This window comes from Chitinophaga sp. YIM B06452 (assembly GCF_039655965.1).
Classification (GTDB): Bacteria; Bacteroidota; Bacteroidia; order Chitinophagales; family Chitinophagaceae; genus Chitinophaga.
Window position 1 is genome coordinate 1,994,442 of record NZ_JAWLKY010000001.1, and the last position, 25,178, is coordinate 2,019,619.

At 53.2% G+C, this 25,178-nt stretch carries 24 protein-coding genes; 18 read left to right on the plus strand and 6 right to left on the minus strand.

The genetic code is table 11. The features are described from left to right. The first annotated feature begins 16 nt into the window (after nt 1–16). The 3 genes from R3I13_RS08020 (at nt 17) to apaG (ending at nt 2,025) form a co-directional block, all read left to right on the plus strand. Nucleotides 17–943, plus strand: a complete 927-nt coding sequence (locus tag R3I13_RS08020; RefSeq protein ID WP_346317406.1) for a DUF5777 family beta-barrel protein — start codon at nt 17–19, stop codon at nt 941–943. 285 nt (nt 944–1,228) lie between these two features. Next, nucleotides 1,229–1,555, plus strand: coding sequence for a DUF4157 domain-containing protein (locus R3I13_RS08025; RefSeq protein ID WP_346317407.1), 327 nt, complete (start codon nt 1,229–1,231; stop codon nt 1,553–1,555). A gap of 83 nt (nt 1,556–1,638) precedes the next feature. Then, a complete protein-coding gene (gene apaG, locus R3I13_RS08030) occupies nt 1,639–2,025 on the plus strand; it encodes a Co2+/Mg2+ efflux protein ApaG (protein ID WP_120517400.1) in 387 nt (128 codons plus the stop codon). A gap of 107 nt (nt 2,026–2,132) precedes the next feature. On the opposite strand, the gene R3I13_RS08035 is transcribed toward apaG, so the two are convergent. Continuing rightward, nucleotides 2,133–3,164, minus strand: coding sequence for a hypothetical protein (locus tag R3I13_RS08035; protein WP_346317408.1), 1,032 nt, complete (start codon nt 3,162–3,164; stop codon nt 2,133–2,135). Nucleotides 3,165–3,184: 20 nt separating this feature from the next. Between R3I13_RS08035 and R3I13_RS08040 the strand changes: the two genes are divergently transcribed. The 9 genes from R3I13_RS08040 to R3I13_RS08080 all read left to right on the plus strand — a co-directional run bounded on the left by R3I13_RS08040 (nt 3,185) and on the right by R3I13_RS08080 (nt 12,936). After that, nucleotides 3,185–3,907 carry a porin family protein gene (locus R3I13_RS08040; RefSeq protein ID WP_346317409.1) on the plus strand — a complete coding sequence of 241 codons (723 nt, stop codon included), beginning with the start codon at nt 3,185–3,187 and terminating at the stop codon, nt 3,905–3,907. Nucleotides 3,908–3,950: 43 nt separating this feature from the next. Then, nucleotides 3,951–5,618, plus strand: a complete 1,668-nt coding sequence (locus R3I13_RS08045) for an NAD+ synthase (protein ID WP_346317410.1) — start codon at nt 3,951–3,953, stop codon at nt 5,616–5,618. 41 nt (nt 5,619–5,659) lie between these two features. Next, the gene (gene serS, locus R3I13_RS08050) at nt 5,660–6,931 is read left to right on the plus strand and encodes a serine--tRNA ligase (protein WP_346317411.1); all 1,272 of its coding nucleotides are present in this window, start codon (nt 5,660–5,662) and stop codon (nt 6,929–6,931) included. A 108-nt stretch (nt 6,932–7,039) separates the two neighbouring features. Beyond that, nucleotides 7,040–7,336: a hypothetical protein gene (locus tag R3I13_RS08055; RefSeq protein ID WP_346317412.1), complete on the plus strand. Its 297-nt coding sequence runs from the start codon at nt 7,040–7,042 to the stop codon at nt 7,334–7,336. 69 nt (nt 7,337–7,405) lie between these two features. Beyond that, a complete protein-coding gene (locus R3I13_RS08060; RefSeq protein ID WP_346317413.1) occupies nt 7,406–7,951 on the plus strand; it encodes a GNAT family N-acetyltransferase in 546 nt (181 codons plus the stop codon). 3 nt (nt 7,952–7,954) lie between these two features. Further along, complete coding sequence (locus R3I13_RS08065; RefSeq protein ID WP_346317414.1) at nt 7,955–9,013, plus strand: M48 family metallopeptidase; 1,059 nt, start codon at nt 7,955–7,957, stop codon at nt 9,011–9,013. A 45-nt stretch (nt 9,014–9,058) separates the two neighbouring features. Next, a complete protein-coding gene (locus tag R3I13_RS08070; protein ID WP_346317415.1) occupies nt 9,059–10,135 on the plus strand; it encodes a HesA/MoeB/ThiF family protein in 1,077 nt (358 codons plus the stop codon). Between the two features lie 137 nt (nt 10,136–10,272). Beyond that, nucleotides 10,273–11,718 (plus strand): DUF1800 domain-containing protein, encoded by a 1,446-nt coding sequence (locus R3I13_RS08075; RefSeq protein WP_346317416.1) that lies wholly within the window; start codon nt 10,273–10,275, stop codon nt 11,716–11,718. An 18-nt stretch (nt 11,719–11,736) separates the two neighbouring features. Beyond that, a complete protein-coding gene (locus R3I13_RS08080) occupies nt 11,737–12,936 on the plus strand; it encodes a DUF1501 domain-containing protein (protein WP_346317417.1) in 1,200 nt (399 codons plus the stop codon). A 91-nt stretch (nt 12,937–13,027) separates the two neighbouring features. Here R3I13_RS08080 and bla read toward each other — a convergent pair whose 3' ends face one another. Further along, nucleotides 13,028–13,969 (minus strand): class A beta-lactamase, encoded by a 942-nt coding sequence (bla, locus tag R3I13_RS08085; RefSeq protein WP_346317418.1) that lies wholly within the window; start codon nt 13,967–13,969, stop codon nt 13,028–13,030. Between the two features lie 118 nt (nt 13,970–14,087). Here bla and R3I13_RS08090 point away from each other — a divergent pair, with 118 nt between their 5' ends. Further along, nucleotides 14,088–15,008, plus strand: coding sequence for a trypsin-like peptidase domain-containing protein (locus R3I13_RS08090; RefSeq protein ID WP_346317419.1), 921 nt, complete (start codon nt 14,088–14,090; stop codon nt 15,006–15,008). Nucleotides 15,009–15,082: 74 nt separating this feature from the next. Here R3I13_RS08090 and R3I13_RS08095 read toward each other — a convergent pair whose 3' ends face one another. Beyond that, nucleotides 15,083–16,066 (minus strand): AraC family transcriptional regulator, encoded by a 984-nt coding sequence (locus tag R3I13_RS08095; protein WP_346317420.1) that lies wholly within the window; start codon nt 16,064–16,066, stop codon nt 15,083–15,085. 85 nt (nt 16,067–16,151) lie between these two features. Between R3I13_RS08095 and R3I13_RS08100 the strand changes: the two genes are divergently transcribed. Next, nucleotides 16,152–16,607: a hypothetical protein gene (locus R3I13_RS08100; protein WP_346317421.1), complete on the plus strand. Its 456-nt coding sequence runs from the start codon at nt 16,152–16,154 to the stop codon at nt 16,605–16,607. Here R3I13_RS08100 and R3I13_RS08105 read toward each other — a convergent pair. From R3I13_RS08105 to R3I13_RS08115, 3 genes are all read right to left on the minus strand, one after another. Continuing rightward, complete coding sequence (locus R3I13_RS08105; RefSeq protein ID WP_346317422.1) at nt 16,604–17,125, minus strand: hypothetical protein; 522 nt, start codon at nt 17,123–17,125, stop codon at nt 16,604–16,606. The two genes, R3I13_RS08100 and R3I13_RS08105, sit on opposite strands and share 4 nt — an antisense overlap. Before the next feature lie 21 nt (nt 17,126–17,146). Beyond that, nucleotides 17,147–19,210: an OPT/YSL family transporter gene (locus tag R3I13_RS08110; protein ID WP_346317423.1), complete on the minus strand. Its 2,064-nt coding sequence runs from the start codon at nt 19,208–19,210 to the stop codon at nt 17,147–17,149. Nucleotides 19,211–19,309: 99 nt separating this feature from the next. Beyond that, nucleotides 19,310–21,034 carry a peptide MFS transporter gene (locus R3I13_RS08115; RefSeq protein ID WP_346317424.1) on the minus strand — a complete coding sequence of 575 codons (1,725 nt, stop codon included), beginning with the start codon at nt 21,032–21,034 and terminating at the stop codon, nt 19,310–19,312. 185 nt (nt 21,035–21,219) lie between these two features. On the opposite strand from R3I13_RS08115, the gene purD reads away from it, so the two are divergent. The 4 genes from purD to R3I13_RS08135 all read left to right on the plus strand — a co-directional run bounded on the left by purD (nt 21,220) and on the right by R3I13_RS08135 (nt 25,152). Further along, nucleotides 21,220–22,500, plus strand: a complete 1,281-nt coding sequence (gene purD / locus R3I13_RS08120; protein WP_346317425.1) for a phosphoribosylamine--glycine ligase — start codon at nt 21,220–21,222, stop codon at nt 22,498–22,500. Between the two features lie 151 nt (nt 22,501–22,651). Continuing rightward, nucleotides 22,652–23,674 (plus strand): rod shape-determining protein, encoded by a 1,023-nt coding sequence (locus R3I13_RS08125; RefSeq protein WP_120518663.1) that lies wholly within the window; start codon nt 22,652–22,654, stop codon nt 23,672–23,674. Nucleotides 23,675–23,740: 66 nt separating this feature from the next. Beyond that, on the plus strand, nt 23,741–24,646 hold the full coding sequence (mreC, locus tag R3I13_RS08130) for a rod shape-determining protein MreC (RefSeq protein ID WP_346317426.1): 906 nt from the start codon (nt 23,741–23,743) through the stop codon (nt 24,644–24,646). Next, nucleotides 24,643–25,152, plus strand: coding sequence for a rod shape-determining protein MreD (locus R3I13_RS08135; protein WP_346317427.1), 510 nt, complete (start codon nt 24,643–24,645; stop codon nt 25,150–25,152). The genes mreC and R3I13_RS08135 overlap by 4 nt, the downstream gene beginning before the upstream one ends. The last annotated feature ends 26 nt before the right edge of the window (nt 25,153–25,178 follow it).

Below are 25,178 nucleotides of genomic sequence, written 5' to 3' on the forward strand. Positions count from 1 at the left end.
ATAACAAACCAACGATATGTTGAAACTCCGCATGTTATCTGTTCTGCTGCTGGCGGCGCCCGCCGCGATGGCGCAGAACGACCTGGGCGAAATGTTCGGGAAGGATTCCGTTCGCCGCGACCCTGTAATTGCCACCTTTAAAAGCACCCGCATCATCAACGGGCAGAGCAACGAAACGCTTGCCAAAGGCGACCTGGACTTCCGCGTGGCGCACCGCTTCGGCGATATGGGCGGCTCCGGCGGCGGCAGCAGCACGTTTTTCGGGCTGGATAATTCAACGGACATCCGCATTGCTTTTGAATACGGCATCACAGACCGGCTCACCGCGGGCATCAGCCGCACCAAGGGCAGCGGCAACTTTTCCCAGATGTACGAAGTGCTGGGCAAGTTCAAAGTGCTGCAGCAAACGATGGATAACCGTATACCCGTTGGCGTTACCGTATTCGGCAACGCGGTGGTGACCGGCATGAAAAGCAGTCCTGACAAAAGCGACCTGAACTATTTCGATAAATTCAGCAGCCGCCTGAGCTACACAGCACAGGCCATCATTTCCCGCAAGTTCGGCGACATCATCTCGCTGGCGCTGCTGCCCACCTATATCCACCGCAACCGCGTAGGGTATAAGGACATGAACAATATGTTTGCCATGGGCGTGGGCGGCCGTTTGCGGTTTTCCAAGCGGATGGCGCTGGTGGTGGATTATTTCGTGCCTTTCCGCGACGAGGAAAGCAAGGACTACTACGAATCCCGCGGCACGAAATATTACAACTCGCTGGGCGTAGGGGTAGAGATCGAAACGGGCGGCCACGTGTTCCACCTGAACTTCACGAACTCCACGGCTGTGCTGGAAAACCAGTTCATCCCCGAAACCGTTTCCACCTGGACGCATGGCCAGTTCAGATGGGGCTTTAACATCTCCAGGAGGTTTTCGCTGGGGAAATAATTTGCTGAAATATTTTACGGATTTTTCAAAGGGCATTGCCTTTTGCGGATCACCTATGGAAAATAATTTTTCCCAATTTAGCTGAAACACCTGTGCCAGCTGAGTTTCAACCGTAATTGCTTTTGCCGGCCGCTTGGCTGGCAGAAGGGGTTACGGTATTTTTTTGATCGCGATATCCTCAGAATGAAACGGTCCCGGTTCTCATCCTGTTATTGGCAGCCGCATCATGAGCCGTGGCGCGTCCGGGCGCAGCAGCCGTGTTTTATTTTCCTTTAAATTGCGGCTATGGAAACGCTTCATTGCCGGATCAGGGAAAATTCGAAGGTGGCCCGCCTGGCTGCCTGGAAAATGGGCAGCAGCAACATTGCCATCGTTTTTGGGCGGGTGATACACCTGCATGGGGTAAGCCGCGCCGAATTCCTGGGGAATATCCGCTGGGTGCGGCATGAAGTGCGGCACGTGCGCCAGTACCGGGAATATGGCTTCTGGGGCTTCCTGCGGCGTTACCTGGCGGACTGGGTACGGTTCGGGTACTACGATATTCCCTTCGAAAAGGCCGCCAGGCTTGCAGAGCACAATGCCCGGGAGCTGGATGGTGTCGAAATAACCTAAAGATTCGTTAAAACCCCCGGGGCAGGATAAAAAAATGTTGCAACGTGGGTATTTTCCTTATTTTTACGTTAAAGGTTGATCATATGGTCAAGAAGGTCACAGAAGGAATCACGATCAGCGTGGAAACGTTTTATCAGCCGGATTACTCCAATCCGATAGGAAGTGAGTTCATGTTTGCATACCGCATCACCATTGAAAATAACAACACATTCCCGATAAAATTGCTCCGCCGCCACTGGTACATCATTGATTCCAACGGCTCTCACCGCGAAGTGGAGGGGGAAGGCGTAGTAGGCGTACAGCCTTTGCTGGCGCCCAATGAAAGCTACCAGTATGTTTCCGGTTCCAACCTCCGCACGGAGATCGGTAAAATGTACGGTACTTACCAGATGGAAAACCAGCTGAACAAAAAGCTGTTCGACGTGAAGATCCCGGAATTCCAGATGGTGGTTCCGTTCAAAATGAACTGATACGGCATGCTGCCGACCGATACCGGCTCCCCGCCGGGTTAATTTCCCTGTACTGTTTTTATCCAGCTCAAGGTTTAGTGCCTATTTTCAATTTTTTCATTAGCCGCTTACGGCCTGTATTTCGCTTTGTTGAAGATCGTCATTGCATCTTTGGTGGCCATCAGCTGCTCCAGCGTTACCTCCGGGTTTTTGCGCATGTAAGCCTGCACGATGCGGTAACCTGTATACGCGCCGATCTGCCCGGGTGCGCCCGCGGGCATGCCCTGGGTGGAAGGGCCTTCGCCGGTATAACGCATGATGTCCTGCCAGTCTGAAGTATAAAGCAGCTTATTCTGCACAAAGTACTGCCACACCATTTCCTCGTTCTCATTACAAAAATCCAGCTGCTCTTTCGTATAGCCGAGCCGCACTTCTTCCGGCGTTTCCGGCAACACCTTTTCCAGGAAATACTGCTGCCTGCCCAGGTCTATGAGATATGCGACCAGCTGCGCACCCTCTTCGTGCGGCGGATAAAGGTCCTGCTGCACCACTTTCATCACGTTCACCGGTATGTATGCCGGCGTGAATTTCTGCACGATGTAAGCCGGGTAATCAGGCAGCATGCCATAGACGGGGAAATCCGCGCCCATGTGCATATCCAGCCCGATGCCGACGGTCGAGTCCATCGTTACCGCGCCGTAATTGGCGATGGCGGAAATAAAGCTCACCACTTTAGGCGCATTGAACCGGGGGATATAATATTTCGTCAGCCTGAAAGCCTGCGTCAGCTCGGCTTCCAGCGGTTTCATGTTGCTAAAGTGCGCTTCCACGGAATCCTGCAAAGCCCTGAAATCCTTATTGGCCAGGAAATTGCGTACCTGCACAGGCATCAGCCGGTTGGTATCAGACAGCGGGCCAAAGTTGAGTATCTGCGAAAAATAAGTAGGAGCGAAGTGAGGATAGGCCTTTTCCAGCAATTTTAACTGCCCGGGCACGTTATTGGTATCGATACGGAAAAATTCTTTGTCGAACCGCTGGATGGTAACATCGATAGGTATGTGGCTCACATCAGGGATATGTTTCCTGCCGCCGCATCCTGAAATTATCCAGCCGACGAGGAATAAGGCAAACAGGAAATATTTATTCTTGTAATTTTGCATCGCCTATTAAAACTTTAGAAATGGTAAAAATATTGCATAACAACCTATTCCCGAAATCTTTGCTCCTTGTTTGTTCCCTGCTGATCTTTTCCGCTGCGCAGGCCCAAACGCTGAGCAGTTCCCTGTCAGAGAAAACCGGCCGCAAGATGCGCCTTGGTTTCAAGCTGGACCCCGGCGCGTCGTTCCTCAAAGCGCAGGACAACGGCGTGGAGCGCAACAGCGGCCGCTTTTATTTCAGCTACGGCATCCTGGCAGACTTCTTCCTGGATGAAACCGGCAATTATGCGATCGGTTCGGGCCTGCAGATCAGTCATATGGGCAGCGTGATGCAGTACAACACCGGCATCGGCCTGGATGATTACAACGCGGCTGCTTCCGAATACGACATCCGCCTCCAGTACATCGAAGTGCCGGTAACCCTCAAGCTGCGTACGGACACAGACCAGGGCCTGGGCATCTGGGGCCAGTTCGGGGGCTTCACCGGTATTCCCATCAGGGCGCGGGCCAACGTGATCAGCGGGCAGGAGAAGTATAACAAGGTGAACATCTTCAAAGATATCAATCCCCTGACAGCCGGGCTGATACTGGGCGGCGGCATCGAGTACCCTCTCACCGAAACCCTCACCGGCACGCTGGGCATTATTTACCAAAACAACTTCATAGACGTGACGCGCAACAGCAAGTGGGACGACGGGCGGATCAATACCAACAACTTCGTCGTACGCCTCGGGGTTTATTTTTAAACCATCGATTAGGCGTACCTTTGCAGCAGAAAAAAAGGAACGGATGAATATCTTTTTAGCCCAGCAGAACTATCATATCGGGAATTTTGAAGCCAATACCGCGAAGATCATCAACGCGGTCAAAGAAGCAGAGCAGCAGGGGGCAGACCTGGTGGTGTTCTCAGAGCTTTGTGTTTGCGGCTACCCCCCGAGGGATTTCCTGGAATTTGAAGATTTCATCTCCCGCAGCTATGCCGCCATTGACGAGATAAAAGCCCATACCCACCGCACGGCCGTGCTGGTAGGCGCTCCGCGCCGAAACCCCAATATCGAAGGGAAAGACCTTTTCAACGCGGCCTGGTTCCTTTACGAAGGCGAGGTGAAACAGGTGATCCATAAAACGCTGCTGCCTACGTACGACGTGTTCGACGAGCACCGGTATTTTGAACCAGGCTACGAATGGCAGGTGATCCCTTTCAAAGGAAAAAAGCTGGCCGTTACCGTTTGCGAGGATATCTGGAACCTGGGAGACAATCCCCTGTACCGCATTTGCCCCATGGACCAGCTGATGGCGCAGGAACCCGATGTGATGATCAACCTGTCCGCTTCCCCGTTCGATTACAACCACGACGAAAGCCGCCGCGAGATCATCCGCGCCAATGTGCTCAAATACCGTCTGCCCATGTATTACTGCAACACTGTGGGTTCGCAGACCGAGATCGTATTCGACGGCGGTTCCATGGTGTTTGACGCAGACGGCAATATTGCGCTGCAAATGCCTTTCTTCGAAGAGGCTATGGGTAGTTTCCCGCTGGATAAGCTTCCCAAGGCAACAGCTACCGGCAGCCCCACGCCGAAAGCCGTTGCGCTGGAAGAGCTGGAATTTGACCATAACATCCACCGCATATACGACGCTATCGTGCTGGGCATCCGCGATTATTTCAGGAAGATGGGCTTCAAACAAGCCATCCTGGGCTCTTCCGGCGGTATAGACAGCGCCGTTACCCTGGCCCTGGCCGTAGAGGCATTGGGGAAAGAGAACGTGCGCGCCATCCTGATGCCTTCCCCTTATTCCACCGAACATTCCGTGGACGACGCCGTGCAGCTCTCCCGTAACCTGGAGAACCCGTACGACGTGATCCGTATCAATAATATCTACGAGTGTTTCCTCGATACGCTGGACCCCTTCTTCCACGGTCTTCCCTTTAACGTGGCCGAAGAGAACACCCAGAGCCGCATCCGCGGCAATTTGCTGATGGCGCTGAGCAATAAGTTCGGCTACATCCTGCTCAATACGTCCAACAAAAGCGAGCTGAGCACCGGCTATGGTACGCTGTATGGCGACATGGCCGGCGGCCTTTCCGTGCTGGGAGACGTTTACAAGATGCAGGTATATGCCCTGGCGCGTTACATCAACCGCAACCGGGAGATCATCCCTGCCAACATCATCGAAAAAGCCCCTTCCGCGGAGCTGCGGCCCAACCAGAAAGACAGCGACAGCCTGCCCGATTATGCCGTACTGGACAGGATCCTGTACCAGTATATAGAGCGCACCCAAGGCCCGAGAGAGATCATTGCCCGCGGTTATGACGCAGCGCTGGTGGCCCGTACACTGAAAATGGTGAACACCAACGAATACAAGCGGAACCAGTTCTGCCCCATCATCCGCGTATCGTCCAAAGCCTTTGGCGTGGGCCGCAGGGTGCCAATTGTAGGGAAATATTTGAGTTAAGGGAGAACCCCGTTATCTTTGTCGAAATTCAAGAGCAATACATGTTACAGGTACAATTTATTCGTCAGAACAAAGAACTGGTACTGGAAAGGCTGGCTGTAAAGCATTTCAAAGAGCCCGGTATCGTGGATGAAGTGCTGGCGCTGGACGATCAGCGGAAGAAGCTGACATTGGAGTATGATGACACACAAGCGAAAATAAATTCGGCCTCAAAAGAGATCGGCAAGCTGATGGCTTCGGGCGACAAAGCGGGTGCGGAAGCGCGCAAGCAGGACGTTGCCGCTTTCAAACAGGCCCTCGCCCCGATCGATGAATCGCTCAGGGAAACGGAAAAACAACTGCACGATACACTCGTTAAACTGCCCAACCTGCCCGGCGCTAACGTGCCTCCCGGCAAAACCCCGGAAGACAACGTGGAAGTGCGCGGCGGGGGCATAAAACCTACACTGGCAGCAGGTTCTGTGCCGCACTGGGACCTGGCGAAGAAATACGACCTCATCGATTTTGAGCTGGGCAACAAGATCACCGGCAGCGGGTTCCCCGTGTACAAAAACAAGGGCGCCCGCCTGCAACGCGCGCTGATCAGCTATTTCCTGGACTTTAATACCGCCAACGGCTACACGGAAGTGCTGCCGCCCTATATGGTAAACGAAGCCTCCGCCTACGGTACCGGTCAGCTGCCGGATAAAGAAGGGCAGATGTACTTTGTTACGGAAGACAACTTCTACCTCATACCCACCGCGGAAGTGCCGGTGACCAACATTTACCGCGACGAGATACTGAAAGAAAGCGAGCTGCCCGTGCGCATGACCGCCTATACGCCCTGCTTCCGCCGTGAAGCCGGTTCTTATGGCAAGGACGTGCGCGGCCTGAACCGCCTTCACCAGTTCGAAAAAGTGGAGCTGGTGCAGCTGGTGCAACCGGAGAAATCATATGCCGTATTGCAGGAAATGGTGGAGCACGTAGAGAAGCTGCTCATTTCCCTGAACCTGCCTTACCGCATCCTGAACCTTTGCGGCGGCGACATGAGCTTCACTTCCGCACAGACCTACGACTTTGAAGTATGGTCTGCCGCACAGGAAAAATGGCTGGAAGTAAGCTCCGTGTCCAACTTCGAAAGCTACCAGACCAACCGGATGAAGATCAGGTATAAAGATGAGAACGGGAAGAACCAGCTGGTGCATTCCCTGAATGGCAGCTCCCTGGCGCTTCCCAGGATAGTGGCCTGTTTGCTGGAAAATAACCAGACGCCCGAAGGCATCATCCTGCCGGAACCGCTGCGCGCTTATTTCGGCAGCGACAGGATCGCATAAGCAACGCAAAGCGTGTTAACAACGTATAAATTTTGAAAGCGTGCGGGCATATCCGTACGCTTTTATATTTTTTACGTTAATTTGTTGTCAGGTCTTAAAATGCAAATTATGAAAACACTAATCCAGTTTTGTCTGATCGCGGTAGTGCTTTACGGATGTGCCGGCGGCTTGAATCCTAAAGACACAGCAGCGGTGGAAGCAGCTTTCTCGAAGTATGAGGAATCAGACGGCAAGGCCATTTTCAAAGAAAAATGCGCCAAATGCCATGGTTACCGCCTGCCGGAAACGCGCACTGCCGAAAAATGGCCGGGAATTATAGACAGGATGGCCCGCAAAGCAAAACTCACCGAGGACCAGAAATCCGCAGTGCTTGCTTTTGTGACCAAGCACGCGAAAGCATCCTGAGCATCTGTTTCGAAAACGAATTACAATCAAAAGAGCGGCTCAAGGGCCGCTTTTTTTATATTTGTGATCATGCGTCATTTTCTTCCAAACGGTCAGCAGCTCGTTATCCGCCAGCCCGGCATTGCCGATGCGGCAGGGTGCCTGGCCTGTTTCCAACAGTTTACGAAGGAAACGGACTTCCTGCTGTTCACGCACGAAGAAGCCATGAAGCTGGACCTTGCGCAGGAAGAAGCATTTATCCGCTCATACCTGGAGCACCCGGAGAACCTGTTGCTGGTGGCCGATGTAGAAGGAGAGATCGCCGGCATTTTCAGCCTCAACAGGAGCCGTTTCAAAAAACAACACCACATGGCGCTGATGGGCCTGGCCGTGCTGCACAAGTACTGGAACATGGGCGTGGGGCGGCGCATGCTCACCGCGGGCATCCGCTGGGCAGAGCAGCATCCGCAGCTTACCACCATTCATTTTGAAGTGCTGGCCACCAACGAAAGGGCCATACAGTTATACCGCAATTTCAATTTCACCGAACATGGCCGCATCCCCAAAGGCGTCCGCCAGCCTAACGGCGAATGGGTAGACCTGGTGGTGATGTCTAAAATCCTAAAACCTGTTTGACCTATGAACCTTTACCAGGGCTATTATTCCTACGATTCGCCGGACAATGTGCAGGCCGCTGAAGTAAGCCTGAAAAAAGACAGGATCGAGATAAATATCAGGGACGCGCATGGCAACCCGCGGCAGGTGCATTGGTATTGGTACAATGTAACGCAGGGCAAACAAACCGTGGGCGGTATTGAATTGCATCATGCGGGGCTTCCCCTGCAAACGCTCCGCGTATCTTCCAATGAATTTGCAGGCATCGCCGAAAAGAAATTACAGCGGAAAGGCCGCACATTTCCCACTGCCGTTGCTGTATTCCTTACTGCCGGGGCCGTGATCATCGCCCTGCTGGCGCTGGCGTATTTCTGGCTCATCCCTTTCCTGGCGGGCCGCGTGGCCAAATCGATGCCGGTGGAATATGAAGTGAAAATGGGGAATGAAGCGTATAACTCGCTGATCAAAGAATATAAAATACTGCCGGAGAAAACAGAGCTGGTTAATAAATTCTTCAAAGAGCTGAACATTAAGACCGAATACCCGGTGCAGATCACCGTGGTGGAGGAAAAACAAACCAATGCCTTTGCCGTACCCGGCGGCCATATCGTTGTGTTCAGCGGCCTGCTCGATAAAATGCAAAGGCCGGAAGAGCTGGCAGCCCTTTTAGCGCACGAATTTTCGCATGTGGAGCTGCGGCATACCACGCGCTCGCTGATGCAAAGCCTGGGCACGTACATGGCCGTGAGCCTTGTTTTCGGCGATCTTACGGGTATTGGGGCCGTGCTGGTGGAAAATGCGTCTACGCTGAAGAACCTGGAATATTCCCGCAAGCTGGAAAAAGAAGCGGATCTGAACGGGCTGAAGCTGCTGGAAGCGCGGCACATCAACCCGGAAGGATACATCTGGCTCTTCGGCATACTCAAACAAGATGGTGGGGCTTCGCCTTCAGAGTGGCTGAGCAGTCACCCCGACCTTGATAACCGCGTGGAATATGTGAAAAAGGAAATGAAGCCGGGCCCGCCCGCGGCGTTGCCCGCTGCTTTGCAAAGCACCTGGAAACAAATCAAGGCAGACTATTGACAAGCGTTGTAAAAATTCCGAAATTTAAGCCGGGAGAACTAGCTTATGAACCGATACGACCGCCAGATCAGGCTTACGGGATTCGGTCCTGAAAAACAGGAACTATTGCGCAATGCAGCCATACTGGTGGTAGGAGCCGGGGGGCTGGGCGTGCCGGTGCTGCAATACCTTACCGCCATGGGCGCGGGCCGCATCGGGATCGCGGAAGAAGATACCGTTTCCATTACCAACCTGCAACGGCAGGTGCTGTATAACACAGCAGACGAGGGCCGCCCCAAGCTGCAAACCGCCATCGAAAGGCTGCAGCAGCTTAATCCTGAAGTGGCGTTCATCCCGCACAACTCATTCCTCAATACTTCCAACGCGCTTGAGATCATCGCGCAATATGATGTGGTGATCGATTGTTCTGACAACTTCGGCACACGGTACCTCATCAACGACGCCTGCGTGATACTGGGCAAGCCTTTTGTGTCAGGCGCTATTTTCCAGTATGAAGGGCAGGTGAGCGTGTTCAACTACAACGGCAGCGCCACCTACCGCTGCCTGTTCCCCGAGCCCGGCGATGCGCCGGACTGCAATGCGATCGGCGTGCTGGGCGTGCTTCCCGGTATTATAGGCAGCTACCAGGCCAGCGAAGCCGTAAAGGTGATCTGCGGCATCGGCGAGCCGCTGGCGAATCAATTGCTCACCATCAACATCCTCGACAATACCCACCAGGTATTCTCATTCCAGACAGACCCGGCCAATCATAACATTACGCAGCTGCGGGAAACCTATGGCGACCAGGCCTGCGACCCCGTGCTCATGCAGTTCCTCAACGTGAAGGAACTGAACCGCTGGTTGGAAGAAGGCCGGGATTTCCAGCTGATAGACGTGCGGGAAAAAGAAGAATGGGACATTTGCCGCATCGAAGGCGCGCTGCATATACCCATGCGGCGGATAGACGCTTCCATCCCAGGCCTGTCCAAAGAAACCCCCGTTGCCGTGATCTGCCACCACGGTATGCGGAGCAAGGCCGTGGCGGAACATCTCCTCAAATCCGGCTTCCAGCAGGTGTACAACGTTACGGGCGGCATTCATGCCTGGGCGGAGGAGATCGATGATACCATGCAGATGTATTGACCCTTATATCCGATTGAGCTTATATTACCCGCATTTCCCGTCGTGGAATGAATTTTTTGGAAATTTCCCGGAAAGGCGCCAGCATCGTTAAACTATGCCTTTAAATAGCCGTCTTACTTACTCAAAATTTTTAGCATATGGCTGTTGTTCCCGAACAAATTCAATTACAACACCTGGGCTGGAGGGCAGGCTTTGGGGAAAACCCCGCCGTCATCCGCTCATGGGCGAAAAAGCGGAGAAAAGAAGTGGTGCGCAAGGTGATCCTTGGCCCCAGTGCAGCCCCGGAATCCATCAAAGTAGTGGATGAAACCGACCTGCCCGATTACCGCCGCCAGCGGAATATGGGCGCGGAGGAACGCAAAGCCGTTCAGAAAATGAATGTGGACGGCATCAAAGACCTCAACGTGATGTGGACCCACGCCATGATCAACAGCAGCCACCCCCTGCAGGAAAAGATGGCGCTGTTCTGGCATGGCCACTTTGCCTGCCGCACGCAGAACGTGCTGTTCAACCAGCAATTGCTCCAGGTGATCCGGCAGCACGGCCTGGGCAACTTCGGAACATTGCTCACGGAAGTATCCAAATCCCCCGCCATGCTGGGTTTCCTCAACAACCAGCAGAACAGGAAACAACGCCCCAACGAAAACTTTGCCCGCGAAGTGATGGAACTGTTCACACTCGGTCGCGGCAACTATACCGAAAAAGACATTAAAGAAGCCGCCCGGGCCTTTACCGGCTGGGGCTACGACGAAATGGGGCAGTTCAGCTTCCGGAAAAACCTGCACGACACCGGCAGCAAGACCGTGCTGGGCAAAACCGGCATGTTCGACGGGGACGACATCATCAAGATACTCCTGGAACAGAAGCAAACGGCGCGTTACATCACTGCGAAGATCTACCGTTATTTCGTGAACGAAACAGAAGACGATGCCCATATCGATCACCTGGCGGCGAAATTCTACCAGTCCAACTACGACCTCCGGGAACTGATGCGGGAAATATTCATGGCAGACTGGTTTTATGAAGAAAAACATATCGGTGCCAGGATCAAGAGCCCGGTGGAATTGATCGTGGGCCTGCGCCGGTCCATCCCCATGCAGTTTGAACAGGAAGAAGCCATGCTCGTGTTCCAGCGGGTGATGGGGCAAACATTATTCTATCCTCCAAACGTAGCGGGCTGGCCGGGAGGCCGCAGCTGGATAGACAGTTCCAGCCTGATGTTCCGCATGCGCGTGCCGCAGATCATTTTGTATTCGCAGGAATTCAACATCCGCCCCAAAGAGATCACTCCCGAAATGGGCGAAGGGCAGAATTATAAAATGACGATGCAGGTGAATGAATTCCTCAAAAAACAATACGCGCGCAGGGTGAACGCAGAAGTGGACTGGAAGCCGTTCCTGGAAGATTTCAAAGATACGCCCCGCGAAAAGTTGGCAGACGCCATCGCTTCGTCGCTGCTGATGCGCAACAGCGGTATCGACAAACAATTATTGGAAAAATATTCAGATAACTCTTCCCGTGAGAATTACATCAAGACAGTAACGATCGATGTAATGAGTACACCGGAATATCAATTGTGTTAATCTATAATCCGACGAATTATGCAGATCAACAGACGCCGGTTCTTACAGGTAGGTTCACTCGCTTCGGCCAGCCTGATGCTGCCGAAATTCCTGAAGGCCATGGAGCAGGGGCAGCTGGTGCCGCCGGGCAATAAAGTGCTGGTGGTAGTGCAGCTCTCCGGTGGCAACGACGGCCTGAATACCGTGATCCCTTACCGCAACGATATTTACTACAAACTCCGTCCTTCCCTCGGTATTAAAAGGGAGGCCGCATTGTCGCTCACAGATGAGCTGGGCATACACCCCGCGCTGAAGAGCTTCAAATCGCTGTACGATGATGGTTCGCTGGGCATCCTGAACAGCGTGGGTTATCCCAATCCTGACCGTTCGCACTTCCGCTCCATGGACATCTGGCAAAGCGCCAGCGACTCCCGCGATTACTGGGGCACCGGCTGGCTTGGCCGCTATCTTGACGCGCAATGCAAAGGCTGCGACAAGCCCACACAGGCCCTCGAAATAGACGATACGCTCAGCCTCGCGCTGAAAGGGGAAGCCGTGAAAGGCCTTGCGCTCACCGATCCGCAGCGCCTCTTCGGCGCCAGCAACGACAAGTACTTCAAAGAACTGCTCGCCAAACAAAAGCACGACGACGAGCATCATAACGTGGATTACCTGTATAAGACCATGGCTGAAACGATCTCTTCCGCATCATATATCCAGCAGCAGTTCAAAACATTCAAAAGCAAAGAACAATACCCGAATTCTGAACTGGGCCGCAATATGAAAACGATCGCGGAGCTGATCATGACGGACATCAATACCAGCGTCTATTACGTGAGCCACGGCAGCTTCGATACGCATGTGGGCCAGCAGGGCCAGCAGCAGCGGCTATTCGAGCAGTTGAGCGATGCGCTGGGCTCTTTTACCACCGATCTGAAGAAAAATAACCGCTTCCAGGATGTGCTGGTGATGACCTTCTCCGAATTCGGGCGGCGCGTAGGCCAGAACGCCAGCGGCGGCACAGACCACGGTACAGCGAACAACATGTTCCTGATCGGCGGCGGCCTGCAGCAGAAAGGTATTCTCAACGAAGGCCCCGACCTGGCGAACCTGAACGAAGGCGACCTGCAGTATAAAGTGGATTTCAAGAATGTATATGCCACCCTGCTGAAGAAATGGCTGGGGGCAGACGATCAGGCCATCCTGCAAAAGCAGTACGAGCTGTTGAATTTCATTTAACGGGATTGAAAGACCCCGGAGAATATCAAAGCCATCCCGGAGAGGGATGGCTTTTTATTTTAAATGATTTTTCTGTAATGATAAAACCCCTCTAATTCCCCGCGCTCAAAGCATGATCATACGCTGCTTTGGTGATCTGTGCAATTATTTTGTCGCGGGTATCGGCATCTGCGTGGGAAAGCGATACAAATACGGCGATGGCCAGTTTCTGCCCGTTGGGAAGGAGGACGATGCCCACGTCGTTGGTGGCTGCGGCCAGGCCATCTGGTTGAACGCCCGAAGTGCCGCTTTTATGGGCTACCTGCAATTCCTTTGGCAGCAGCCCGCGGATGCGGCCCGGCGCGGTGCTGGTTTCCAGCATGATCTTCCAGAGAAAATCATTGCTGGTTTTAGACAATGCTGTGCCTTTATTCATGATGTCCAGCAGCTGCGTGTAGGCGGAAGGCCGGCACCAGTTGGTGAATTGAACATCCCATGCGGCGTGCATTTTTTTCTCGCTGGCCACGATCGCGATATCGGTAACGCCGAGGCTGTGAATGAAGTCGTTCGCTGCAGTTTCGCCGCCAATAAGGTCCAGCAGCCGGTCGCAGGCCACATTGTCGCTGAGGGAAACCATCAGGCCGGTCAGGCGGCTCAGCGGCACGTTGGCATTGCCATTGGGCATGGAATCGCGGAGCGGGCTGTGGGTTTTGTAATACCATTTTTTATCAACGAATATGGGCTGGTCCAGCTTCAGCTTGCCTTCATCTACCTGTTTCAGCACAGCCATGGCAATGGGGAATTTGTAAGCGCTCTGCATCGGGTAGTGGGCCGTGTCGTTGAGCGTCAGCGTGTCGCGGGTATCCAGGTTGAGGATAGAGACGCCTACTTTGCCATCCGTTTGGGTGACAATACTGTCGATCGTTTTGCGGAGCAATGCGTTTTTGTCGGTTACGGTTTGGGTACTGTCTGTGGCCTGCGGGTTCCGGTTTGCGGGGGATGAGCAGGCTGCCAGGGCCAGGCAGGCAGCTGCGGTTAAGCATAAAACTTTCATGGAGTGTTTGAGTTAGAGAACGAATGTAGGGCTTATCCCGGAACAGGTTTTATGTCAATTTGGCAAGTTTTCCACATGGCTTGTTTTTGGTAGCATAAATGGGAAAGAAGGAGGTTATATGGATGCTTATTCCCAGATCATCCATCACGCGGTGGAAGCCGCCGGCAAGTCAGTCGTAAAAATAGAGCGGCTGGATGCCAACCGGAAAGTGACCGGCACCGGATCGGGATTCTTCTTCTCATCCGACGGTTATCTTTTCACCAACTCTCACGTAGTGCACAAAGGGAGTTATTTCAACGTGATGCTGCACGACGGAAGCGTTTACCCTGCAACACTAACGGGCGAAGATCCCGATACGGACATTGCCATACTGAAATCGAGCGCATATGATTTTCAGCCTGCCCAGCTGGGGCGCGCCGAAGACCTGCAGATCGGCCAGCTGGTGATCGCGATCGGCAACCCGATGGGGTTTCAGCATACCGTTACCGCCGGCGTGGTGAGCGCTTTGGGGCGTTCGCTGCGCAGTGAAACCGGCCGGCAGATAGACGGCCTGGTCCAGACGGATGCGGCGCTGAACCCGGGTAATTCCGGGGGCCCGCTGATCGATTACAAAGGGGAAGTGGTGGGTGTGAACACTGCCATGATCCGTGGTGCGCAAGGCCTCTGTTTCGCCATCAGCATCGATACCGCGAGAATGATAGCGGCGGAGCTGATGAAGAACGGCAAGGTAAGCCGCGCTTATTTGGGCTTGAGCCTGCAACAGATCACCCTGGTGCCCAAACTCAGAAGCGGGCTGGAACTGAAGAACAAAAGCGCGCTGTTCGTAACCGGCGTGGAAAACGGCAGCCCCGCAGGTAAAGCAGGCATCACCGACGGCGACATCGTAGTGTCTTTCAACGACACGCCGGTGGAAACCTCGGATGCGCTTTTCCGCCAGCTGGACCGTGATAAGATCGGGCAGTTCCAGTTCATCAGGATCATCCGGCAAAACAGGCTGGTGGAACTGAGGATCACGCCTGCTGAGAAGATCGCCGTGTAGCAGGTTGCAGCTAACAAAAAAGGGGCGGACTAAATTTTAGTCCGCCCCTTTTTTATCATAAATTTTTGTGCCCGTCAGCCTCTCGCATCCCTGGGAGGGCGGCCAAACTTCTTCTTGAAGGCATTGCTGAAATGATGTATGGACGAGTATCCCAGTGAATCGGCGATTTCTGTAATGGACTTGTTATGATCCGCGAGGTAATCCCTGGCAAGCTCCAGCCGTTTTTCGGCCAGGTAGCCGAATACGGTGTTGCTGAACTCTTCCTTGAAGCCGCGCTTTAATTTATATTCATTCAAACCGGCCACCTTGGCCAGTTCTGACAGGCTTGGCGGGGTTTCGATATGTTGTACCAGGTATTCTTTTGCATAGAGTATCTGCTCTTTATCATAGTCTGTTCTGGCCACCCTGGTTTTCCGCGGGGAGGAAGTGTTGAAAGCTTCCGCCTGCATCACCAGTATCTCTATGGCCTTTGAAAGCAGGAACATTTTTTTGAGCCCGTCCCGGTATTTGCAATGCAGCACGGCATCTATGGCCTGCCGCATAGGAATATCGATGGGCAGGGTGTGCTCTGAGAACAGCGACAGCCTGCCGGTTAAAACGTTTTCAGAGAACCGTTTTAATGCATCATTGCTGTCTTCCGTCAGTTTCAGGAAATTATCTTTGGTGAACTGGATGACAAATTGTGAAGAGTGCAGGTCCTCGTTCGCTATGGTGCCGGCATTGCCGTTTGCGTACAATAAATTATGCTGGTTGTGGCCGAACGTGATAGGTTTTTCGTACTGCTCGAAGTTGATGGATACCTTGCCCCCGAGGTTGAATTGCAGCTGCACAATTTCCAGGTCGGCTTTCCAGGCGAAGTCGGATTGGTACTTGTAATGCCAGTCCGTGTGAATGATCTGGATCCCGTTGAAGCGCCAGTGCGAAAGTACGGCATCGGCAAAAGGCAGCTCTACCCGGTTAACGGCTTCCACCAGCTGCGGCCCGTCAAAGTCGTTGTGAGACACCGGGCTCTGGTGCAACACCTGATTGGTGGCGATATGTTTTAGCTCGAATGCCATATCATCTCCAGATGTAAATTTTACTCCGTTAAATGTAAATAAATTCCTGGAAAGGAGGCCAACTTCGCATCAAAACAAACAGGCTATGAATATGTTCCTCCTTAGTTTATTGATGCATATCACAGGGCTGACGCTGGCCGCGGGAACAACCCTCGTCGGCTTCCTGGTGAACCGCCGCTTCTGGAAATTTTATACCGCAGACAGGATGAAGGCATTGACCGTAATGGAATTGGGCGCGCGGCTTCCCGCGGTCATTGGTATTGGCATGGGGCTGCTGTTGCTTTCCGGCTTTTACCTGATGTTCCTTACAAAAGGCGTTTTTGCTGAACAGATCTGGTTCAGGATAAAAGGCATACTGGTAATATTGGTCATCGCCAACAGCTTTTTCGCCAGGTCGCTTACTAAAAGAATGAAATTCCTGATCGCTGCAAACAACGATTCCGGCCTCGCCAGCCTGAAACAGAAAGTGAACATCTTTTACATCGTGCAGCTGCTGTTGTTCTTCAGCATATTTGTGCTGGGCGTGTTCAAGTTCAATTAAGGCGCCTTCTGGTACTTCATCTTAAAATACCCGTCGGTAACGATTTTCATCGAACCATCGTCCATGCTTACCATGGCGCCTGAAAAGTTGGCGCTGATCACGGAATCTTTCATGCTCAGCACCTGCACTGTAAGGCTGCCGTAATCTTCATCTGCGGTCAGCAGTTCAAAGTCAGGGAACATCTCCATGGCAAAGAGGTTGCCGGGCGTGCCGTTGGTATAGGTGCGGCCGGGCTTCAGTTCTGCTTCGGGAGCTGTAAGCCGGATATTGATCACATCGCGGGTATAAGTATAACCGGTGATAAGCATGGTTGCCTGGTCGTTGCTGGGGTCTGTGTCCGTCGTGTTGCCGGGCAGGTAATAGGCACGGTTGGATTGTTCGGAAAGGGCCACTTTTCCGTCCATTTTAAAGGAAATGAACCTGCGTTTAGGTTCCACTTCCGACTGGTCCTTCCCCTGGCAGGCAGCCAGCATTACCATGGCGGCCAAAGCAGCTAAACAGGAGCGTGTTGAGGGCATAGGTATGATGATTTTAAGTTTTTACAATTTGTCTATCGATACTTGTTTCTGCCTGCCGATGCGGTACAGCATGTAACCCATCACGGCGAAAAAAGCGACCCCGAGCAGCTTATAACCGGTTTCACCGATCATGCCGGTAATGCCCGGCTCTGCACTGATGGAGGCCAGACCGTCCTGCACGTCTTTTCGTACAGACAGTCCCGCTACGATCACCCCGGCAATTGCACCACCCGCCACCAGGCCGGTGGCAAACAGGCTGCCTTTGCCCAGCTCTTCTTCTTCAGCGCTCAGCTTGATGCCGGAGCGTTTTTGTTTCCAGTCCACCAGCCCGCGGATCAGCCCGCCAATAAAAATGGGCAGCGTGGTGGCCAGCGGAAGGTATGCGCCTACCGCGAAGGACAGGGATTTGATGCCGCACAATTCCAGTGTAATGGCGATGAAAACGCCTGCCAGCACAAATTGCCAGTCCAGGTCGCCGCCGAGTATCCCTTTGATGAGCGTGGCCATCAGCGTGCCTTGCGGGGCGGAAAGCCCTGCGGTGCCGATGGCGTGGTGAACGCCGCTTTTTACCATTTCTTCCGTCGGCGTGTCCAGCAGCTGCACCGTCCAGCCGATCACGAGCGAAGATACGATGGCGCCGACAAACAACGCTATCTGCTGACTGCGCGGCGTGGCGCCTACGAGGAAGCCCGTTTTCAGGTCCTGCGAGGTGGCGCCTGCGTTGGCTGCTGCGATGCAGATCATGCCGCCTACCACGAGGGCCATGGGTTCATAGGTCTTGCCCGTCCAGCCTACGGCTATGAAGATCAGGCAGGTACCCATAATGGTGGCGATGGTCATCCCGGAAATCGGGTTGTTCGTGGTGCCGATGAGCCCCACGATACGGCTGCTTACCGTTACAAAGAACGCCCCGAATATCACAACGAGTATGCCGATCAGCAGTTTTTGCCATACAGAGTCGCCGGGCAGCTGCGGCACAATGGCCATGAGCAATACCAGCACAATGCTGCCGATGATCACCACTTTAAAGGAAAGGTCGCGCTCGGTCCTGATGGCCGGGGCTTTATCCGTACCGCCTTTCACGGAGCCGATGCTTTCTTTGAAGGAAGTGATAATGGTGGGAATGGTTTTCAGGAGGGTGATGAAACCGCCTGCCGCTACTGCGCCTGCACCGATCTGTTTCACGTATGCCTGGTAAATGGCGGTGCTGAAGTCCCCGAAGGTATGATTCACCGGGTCCCAGAAACCATTGGTGCCGGAACCGGGCGTGGTCATGGAGGCCAGCAGGTTCAGCTTCACAAGTTGCTGGGCGATCACGTCGGGCGGCACGAGGGAAGCCAGTAAAGGAATGAGGCAAAGCCAGGCCAGTACGCCGCCCGCCACCAGCACGCCGGAGATCCTTGGCCCGATAATATAGCCCACGCCCATGAATTCAGGTGTGATCTCCCCGCTGAGCTTGGCGGAAGGGAATACTTTATTAGCCTGCGCCGTCATAAAGGCCGGCACTTCGGAAATAACATGCAGCACTTTTTGCAGCGTAGCATACAAAAAGGCGATCCCCAGGCCCAGGAAGGCCGTTTTGGCAAAATCGCCGCCCTTTTCCCCCGCTTTCAATACAGAAGCGCAGGCAGTGCCTTCAGGATAGGGTAGGGTTTCGTGCTCTTTTACGATCAGCGAGCGCCGCAGCGGGATCATCATGAGCGTGCCCAATATGCCGCCGAAAATGGCCAGGATGAGGATGGTGATATAGCTGAAAAAGTCTTTCCCGCCGCTTTCCGCGGAGAGGAACAGGAAGCCCGGAAGGGTGAACACCACGCCGGACGCGATGGATTCGCCGGCGCTCCCGGTGGTTTGAATGATATTGTTCTCCAGGATGGTGGTCTTAAAGAACCGCCGCCCCAGCGTAATAGCGATCACGGAAATGGGGATGGATGCGGATACGGTCAAACCTGCCTTCAGGGCCAGGTATACGGTGGCTGCGCCAAAGATCACGCCCGCAATGCATCCCAGCAGGATGCTTTTCAGGGTTAACTCTTTCATCATCATATCGGGCGCAACAAAAGGTTTGAATTTGTTGTCGGACATACAGGTTGTATATAAGATAAATTTCCTAAATATAAGTAAAAAGGAGCAGGGTGAGATGACCTGCTCCTTTTAATATTATAAACGGTAACGCTTTGACAATTAGCGTACTCCGTGCATTTTCTTTTTCAAAACCCCAGAGATCAGGAACAGCAGCACGGCTGCTGCGCCCGGCAGGATCACCATCACCATGAAGAATTCGAAGAGGTTGTGGATGGTAAAGCCCATGAAGGAAGGGTAATGCGCGGGGATGTTGAGGGACTTCAGCGTGGCCAGCTGTTCCGCGGTGGCGGTCACTGTTTTGTCCAGGATGGGTTGCAGGGCGATGCCCGCTTTCTCCGCCTCGGCAAACTTGTTGCCGGTTGGCGGCAGCAGCGTACCCAGTGTGCCTGCCAGCGCATATCCGGAGGCATTGGAGAGGAACCATACGCCCATCAGCAGTGAAGAGAAACGGAGGGGGGCCAGCTTAGATACCAGGGACAAACCGATGGGAGAGAGGCAAAGCTCGCCCAGGGTATGGAACAGGTACATCACGATGAGCCATATCACGCCGAGCTTTTCGGTGGTGCCAAGTCCTTTTACCTGTAAGCCTATAATAAGAGAGCCGATGGCCAGTAAAGCCAGGCCCATGGATTGTTTCACCGGGGAAATGGGCTCCATTTTCCTTTTCTGAAGGCTCATCCATACGATAGAGAGCGGTATGGCAAATACGATAATGAAAATGGAATTGGCATTCTGCACAAAACTCGGTGGCATATTCCAGCCAAACAACCGGCGGTCGGTCTGGTAATCCGCAATAAAAGTGAGGGATGAACCTGCCTGCTCAAAACAGGCCCAGAAGAAGATCACAAAGAAAGCCACGGCATAGATCACAAGAATGCGGTCGCGCTCTACCTTGGTGATGGATTTATCTGTAAGGATCAATACCGCCAGGCTGATGCCCGCCGCATAGATAAACGGATAGATCCATACTTTGATAGGGTTCTGTACCTGCAACGTACTGTCCAGGCTCAGGTAATGGATACCGAAGAACAATACGATCATCAGCACCACAACGCTGATCACCGCGCCGGTAGTAAACTTGGCCTTATCGGCTTCTTCGCCGTGGGCAAGATTTGCGTTGAACTTGGGTTTGGCGCCTACAGGTTTGCCTTCAGGCGATACCACGTATTTGTCTTTCAGGAAGAAGAATAACACCGTTCCAATCAGCATAGCGAGGCCTGCAGCCAGGAAACCCCATTTGAACGCAGCTACTACCCGGGTGCCGTCGTCCAGTTTCACATCTCCCAGCAGGGGGCAGATGGACATGCCAAGGAATGCGCCCACATTGATGCCCATGTAGAAGATGGTAAAGGCGGAATCGAGCCGGCTGTCTCCTTTCGGGTACAACTGGCCTACCATGGCTGAAATGTTGGGTTTGAAGAAGCCGTTGCCGATGATCAGCACGAAAAGGCCCGACCACATCACCAGCTTGGCCGTTTCGAGGTTGGAGGCATAAAGGAATGCGCTGGTGAACATGAACAACTGGCCTATTGACATGGTGAAACCACCCAGCAGGATGCAGTTCCTGTTGCCGAGATACCGGTCTGCAACAAACCCGCCCAGCATGGGAGTGAGATAACAGAGGCCGAGGAAGCCGCCGTAGATAATAGAAGAATCAGAATCTGAAAAAGCGAGTGCATTTACAAGGAACAGGGTAAGGATGGCGCGCATGCCGTAGAAGTTGAACCTTTCCCACATCTCTGTGGCAAAAAGAACGCCTAATCCTTTGGGATGGCCCTTCTGCACCGCAGCTTCCGTCTCTAAAGCAACAGTTGTTGTATTCATAAATGGTTAGTTTTGAAAAAGAAATTTACAGTTAAAAAAACAGTTAAGGCAGGCAAGTTAAAGAAAATCAGGTATCCACATGAAAAAACCGGTTTTTTTGACCGTACTTTGCAAAAATTTTCCGCGGGTACTACATCATGTTCTACACCGGAGATTCCCCTCATTTTATTACGTTTCAATCCATTATGAACATTTTACTGTTAGGTAGCGGCGGCCGGGAACATGCCCTGGCCTGGAAAATGACACAAAGCCCGGCTTGCACGAAGCTGTTCATTGCCCCTGGCAATGCCGGCACGGCCCAGCACGGAACCAATGTGAACATCGGTGTGAGCGACTTTGCGGCGATCCGCAGTTTTTGCCTGAGCAATGAGATCGCCATGGTGGTGCCCGGCTCTGAAGAACCGCTGGTAAACGGCATTTACGATTATTTCAAGCAGGATGAGGCTTTGAGGCATATCCCGGTGATAGGCCCTTCCGTGGAAGGCGCCAAACTCGAAGGCAGCAAGGCTTTCGCCAAGGAATTCATGCTGCGCCACAACATTCCCACCGCGGCTTACCGCGAGTTCAGCGCAGATAATTTCGAAGACGGCGTGGCTTACCTGCGCCGGCATTCGCTGCCCATCGTGCTGAAGGCAGACGGGCTGGCCGCCGGTAAAGGCGTGGTGATCACGTCCGACCACGACGAGGCGGTGAAGGAATTCGGCGAGATGATCAAATCCGCCAAGTTTGGCGACGCGGGCCGGAAAGTAGTGGTAGAGCAGTTCCTCACCGGCATAGAATGCTCCGTGTTCGTGCTGACGGATGGTAAGAACTACCGCCTGCTGCCCGTGGCAAAAGATTACAAGCGCATCGGCGAAGGCGATACCGGCCTCAATACAGGCGGTATGGGCGCCGTATCGCCCGTGCCGTTTGCAGACGGGGCTTTTATGAAACAAGTGGAAGAACAGGTGATACGCCCCACAGTGGAAGGCCTTGCGGCGGAGAACATCGTGTACCAGGGCTTCATTTTCTTCGGCCTTATTAGCGTGAACGGCGCCCCCTACGTGATCGAATATAACTGCCGCATGGGCGACCCCGAAACGGAAGTGGTGATGCCGCGTCTGCAGAACGACCTGCTGGAGCTGTTTGCCGCCGTACCGGGCCAGCAGCTGGACAAGCTCCAGGTGTATGAAGATCCCCGGGCAGCCACCACCGTTATGCTGGTGAGCGGCGGTTACCCCGAAGCATATGAGAAAGGCATGGAGATCACCGGCATACCGGCCCCGGCTAAAGACCAGCTGGTGTTTCATGCAGGTACAAAGGCCGAAGGCGGCAAAGTGCTGACGAACGGCGGAAGGGTGCTGGCTATCACATCTTTGGCAGGCGATTTGCAGCTGGCCCTTGCCCATTCAAAGCAAACGGCAGAGCGCATATCGTTCGCGGGTAAGTATTACAGGCGGGACATTGGCTATGAATTTGTTAATTAGGGGAATCTACGGGGTTCAGGCATAGCGAAAATATGCATAAAGCATTTCTTTCATTTATTTCTGTATATCTGTTGAATAATCCAATAATTGTCTCGTATATTCGTTAGAATTATTCATTTTTGCATTCAAATATTTTTGACCGTATCAAACAATGGGCTTCTTTAACTTTTTAACTCAGGAGATTGCAATAGACCTTGGAACTGCCAACACGCTGATCATTCACAATGATTCGGTGGTTGTGGACGAACCTTCCATCGTGGCTATAGAACGCGCCAGTGGCAAGATCGTTGCTGTAGGCAAAAAGGCGATGATGATGCACGAGAAAACGCATGAATACCTGCGCACTATCCGTCCGCTGAAAGACGGTGTGATCGCGGATTTCAATGCTGCAGAGGGTATGCTCCGCGAGCTGATCAAAATGGTGTATCCGAAGAAGCCGTTATTCGCGCCCAGCTGGAAAATGGTGATCTGCATCCCTTCCAGCATCACGGAAGTGGAAAAGCGCGCCGTGCGCGACTCTGCCGAACAGGCGGGCGCCAAGGAAGTATATCTCATTCACGAACCAATGGCAGCCGCCCTTGGTATTGGCATAGACGTAGAGGAACCGGTAGGTAACATGATCATCGATATCGGGGGTGGTACCACCGGTATTTCCGTGATCGCCCTGGCTGGTATTGTGTGCGACCAGAGCATCCGCATCGCCGGCGACGAGTTCACGGCCGATATCATGGAAGCCCTGCGCCGCTACCACTCCCTGCTCATCGGTGAAAGGACCGCCGAGCAGATCAAGATCGGTATCGGTTCCGCATTAAAAGAGCTGGACAATCCGCCGGACGACATCCCCGTGAACGGGCGCGACCTGGTGACCGGCATCCCCAAACAGATCATGGTATCGTACCAGGAAATAGCCGAAGCCCTCGATAAATCCATCTTCAAGATCGAAGAGGCCATCCTGAAAGCGCTGGAAACAACCCCCCCGGAACTGGCAGCGGATATTTACCGCCGCGGTCTTTATCTCACCGGTGGCGGCGCCCTGCTGCGCGGGCTGGACAAGCGCCTCAGCCAAAAGATCAAGCTGCCCGTGCACGTGGCAGACGATCCGCTGCGCGCCGTGGTAAGAGGTACCGGTATTGCCCTGAAACATATTGGCAAATATCCTTTCCTGATGCAATAAAATCATTACACCCCGGTTGGTTCACGCTCGCCGGGGTGAAATACGGAATCCTTAGACTCGTATCCAGTGCGCAATCTGATCATTTTTTTAAGGCGGTATTTCAACTTCTTTCTGTTTCTGCTGCTGGAAGTGATCTGCTTTGTTTTCGTATTCAGGACCAACAACCACCAGCGTGCAGTATACCTCAATTCCGCCAACAGCGTAAGCGGCAAGCTCTACACGCAGTACAACGGCATTCAGTATTATTTTCATCTCAAAGCTACCAACGACAGCCTGGTGAAAGAGAACCTGCGCCTGCACAACGAGCTTTCCGGCAGTTTTGACGTCAGGGATACCTCCGCTTCCATCGTATTCGACACCCTCCGCAAATTCAGCAACGATACGGCCCGCAAGCTGCTCAGCACCGAGGTGCGCAAGTTCCTCTACCGCGAAGCCAAAGTGATCAACAACTCCGTGAACCGGGAGATCAATACCATCACCATCCGCCGCGGCAGCAAAGACGGCGTGCGCCCTAACATGGGTGTGATAGGGCCGAACGGCGTGGTGGGCGTGGTGCGCAGCGTAAGCGAGAACTATGCCGTGGTGATCTCTCTGCTCTATAAAAGCCGCGGCACCGGCAATACGTCCAACTTCGGCGTCAGCGCCCGCCTGCGCAACTCCGGCGAAACGGGTACCGTGGGCTGGGATGGCATGAATGCCGGTTATGTCCAGATGAAGGATATTCCCCGCAGCGCTAAGCTGCACAAAGGCGATACGGTCGTAACCAGCGGTTACTCCGCCGTGTTCCCCGAGAACCTGCCGGTGGGGTATATCGATACATTCTATGTATCCGACAAATCCAGCACGGCGTACACCATCCGCCTTAAACTCGCTACCAACTTTTACAACCTGCAATATGTGTATGTGATCGAAAACCTGCTGCGCGATGAGCAGACCAGGCTGGAAGATTCAACACGCAACCTGTTAAAATGAGCGTACTGTTAAAAAATATCATCCGGTTTATATTATTGATCCTGTTCCAGGTGTTGGTGCTGGACCAGATCCTCATTCACCAGCTGGTAGTGCCTTACCTGTACATGCTCTTCATCCTGCTGCTGCCTTTTAACCTGCCGCGCCCCGCTTTGCAGCTGCTCGGTTTTTTCCTGGGCCTCACGCTGGACATGCTGACGGACAAGATGGGCATCCATGCAGCAGCCTGCGTGTTCATCGCTTACCTTCGCCCTTTTATCCTTAACATCCTTTCGCCACAGGGCGGTTTTGAAGGAACGCAGCGCACGCCTTCCGTAACAAGCATGGGCACTTCACAATTTGCCATTTATGTATCAGTGCTCGTGCTGTTGCATCACATTGCTTATTTTTGTTTGTCCGTTTTCAGTTTTTCCGATCCCTTATACCTGTTGATGAAAATATTGCTGAGCACAGCAACCAGCCTGTTCCTCATTTTGATCTATGAGCTGTTGTTTTTCAGCAGGAAGTAATACGGAGATAATTTTTTTTTAACAAG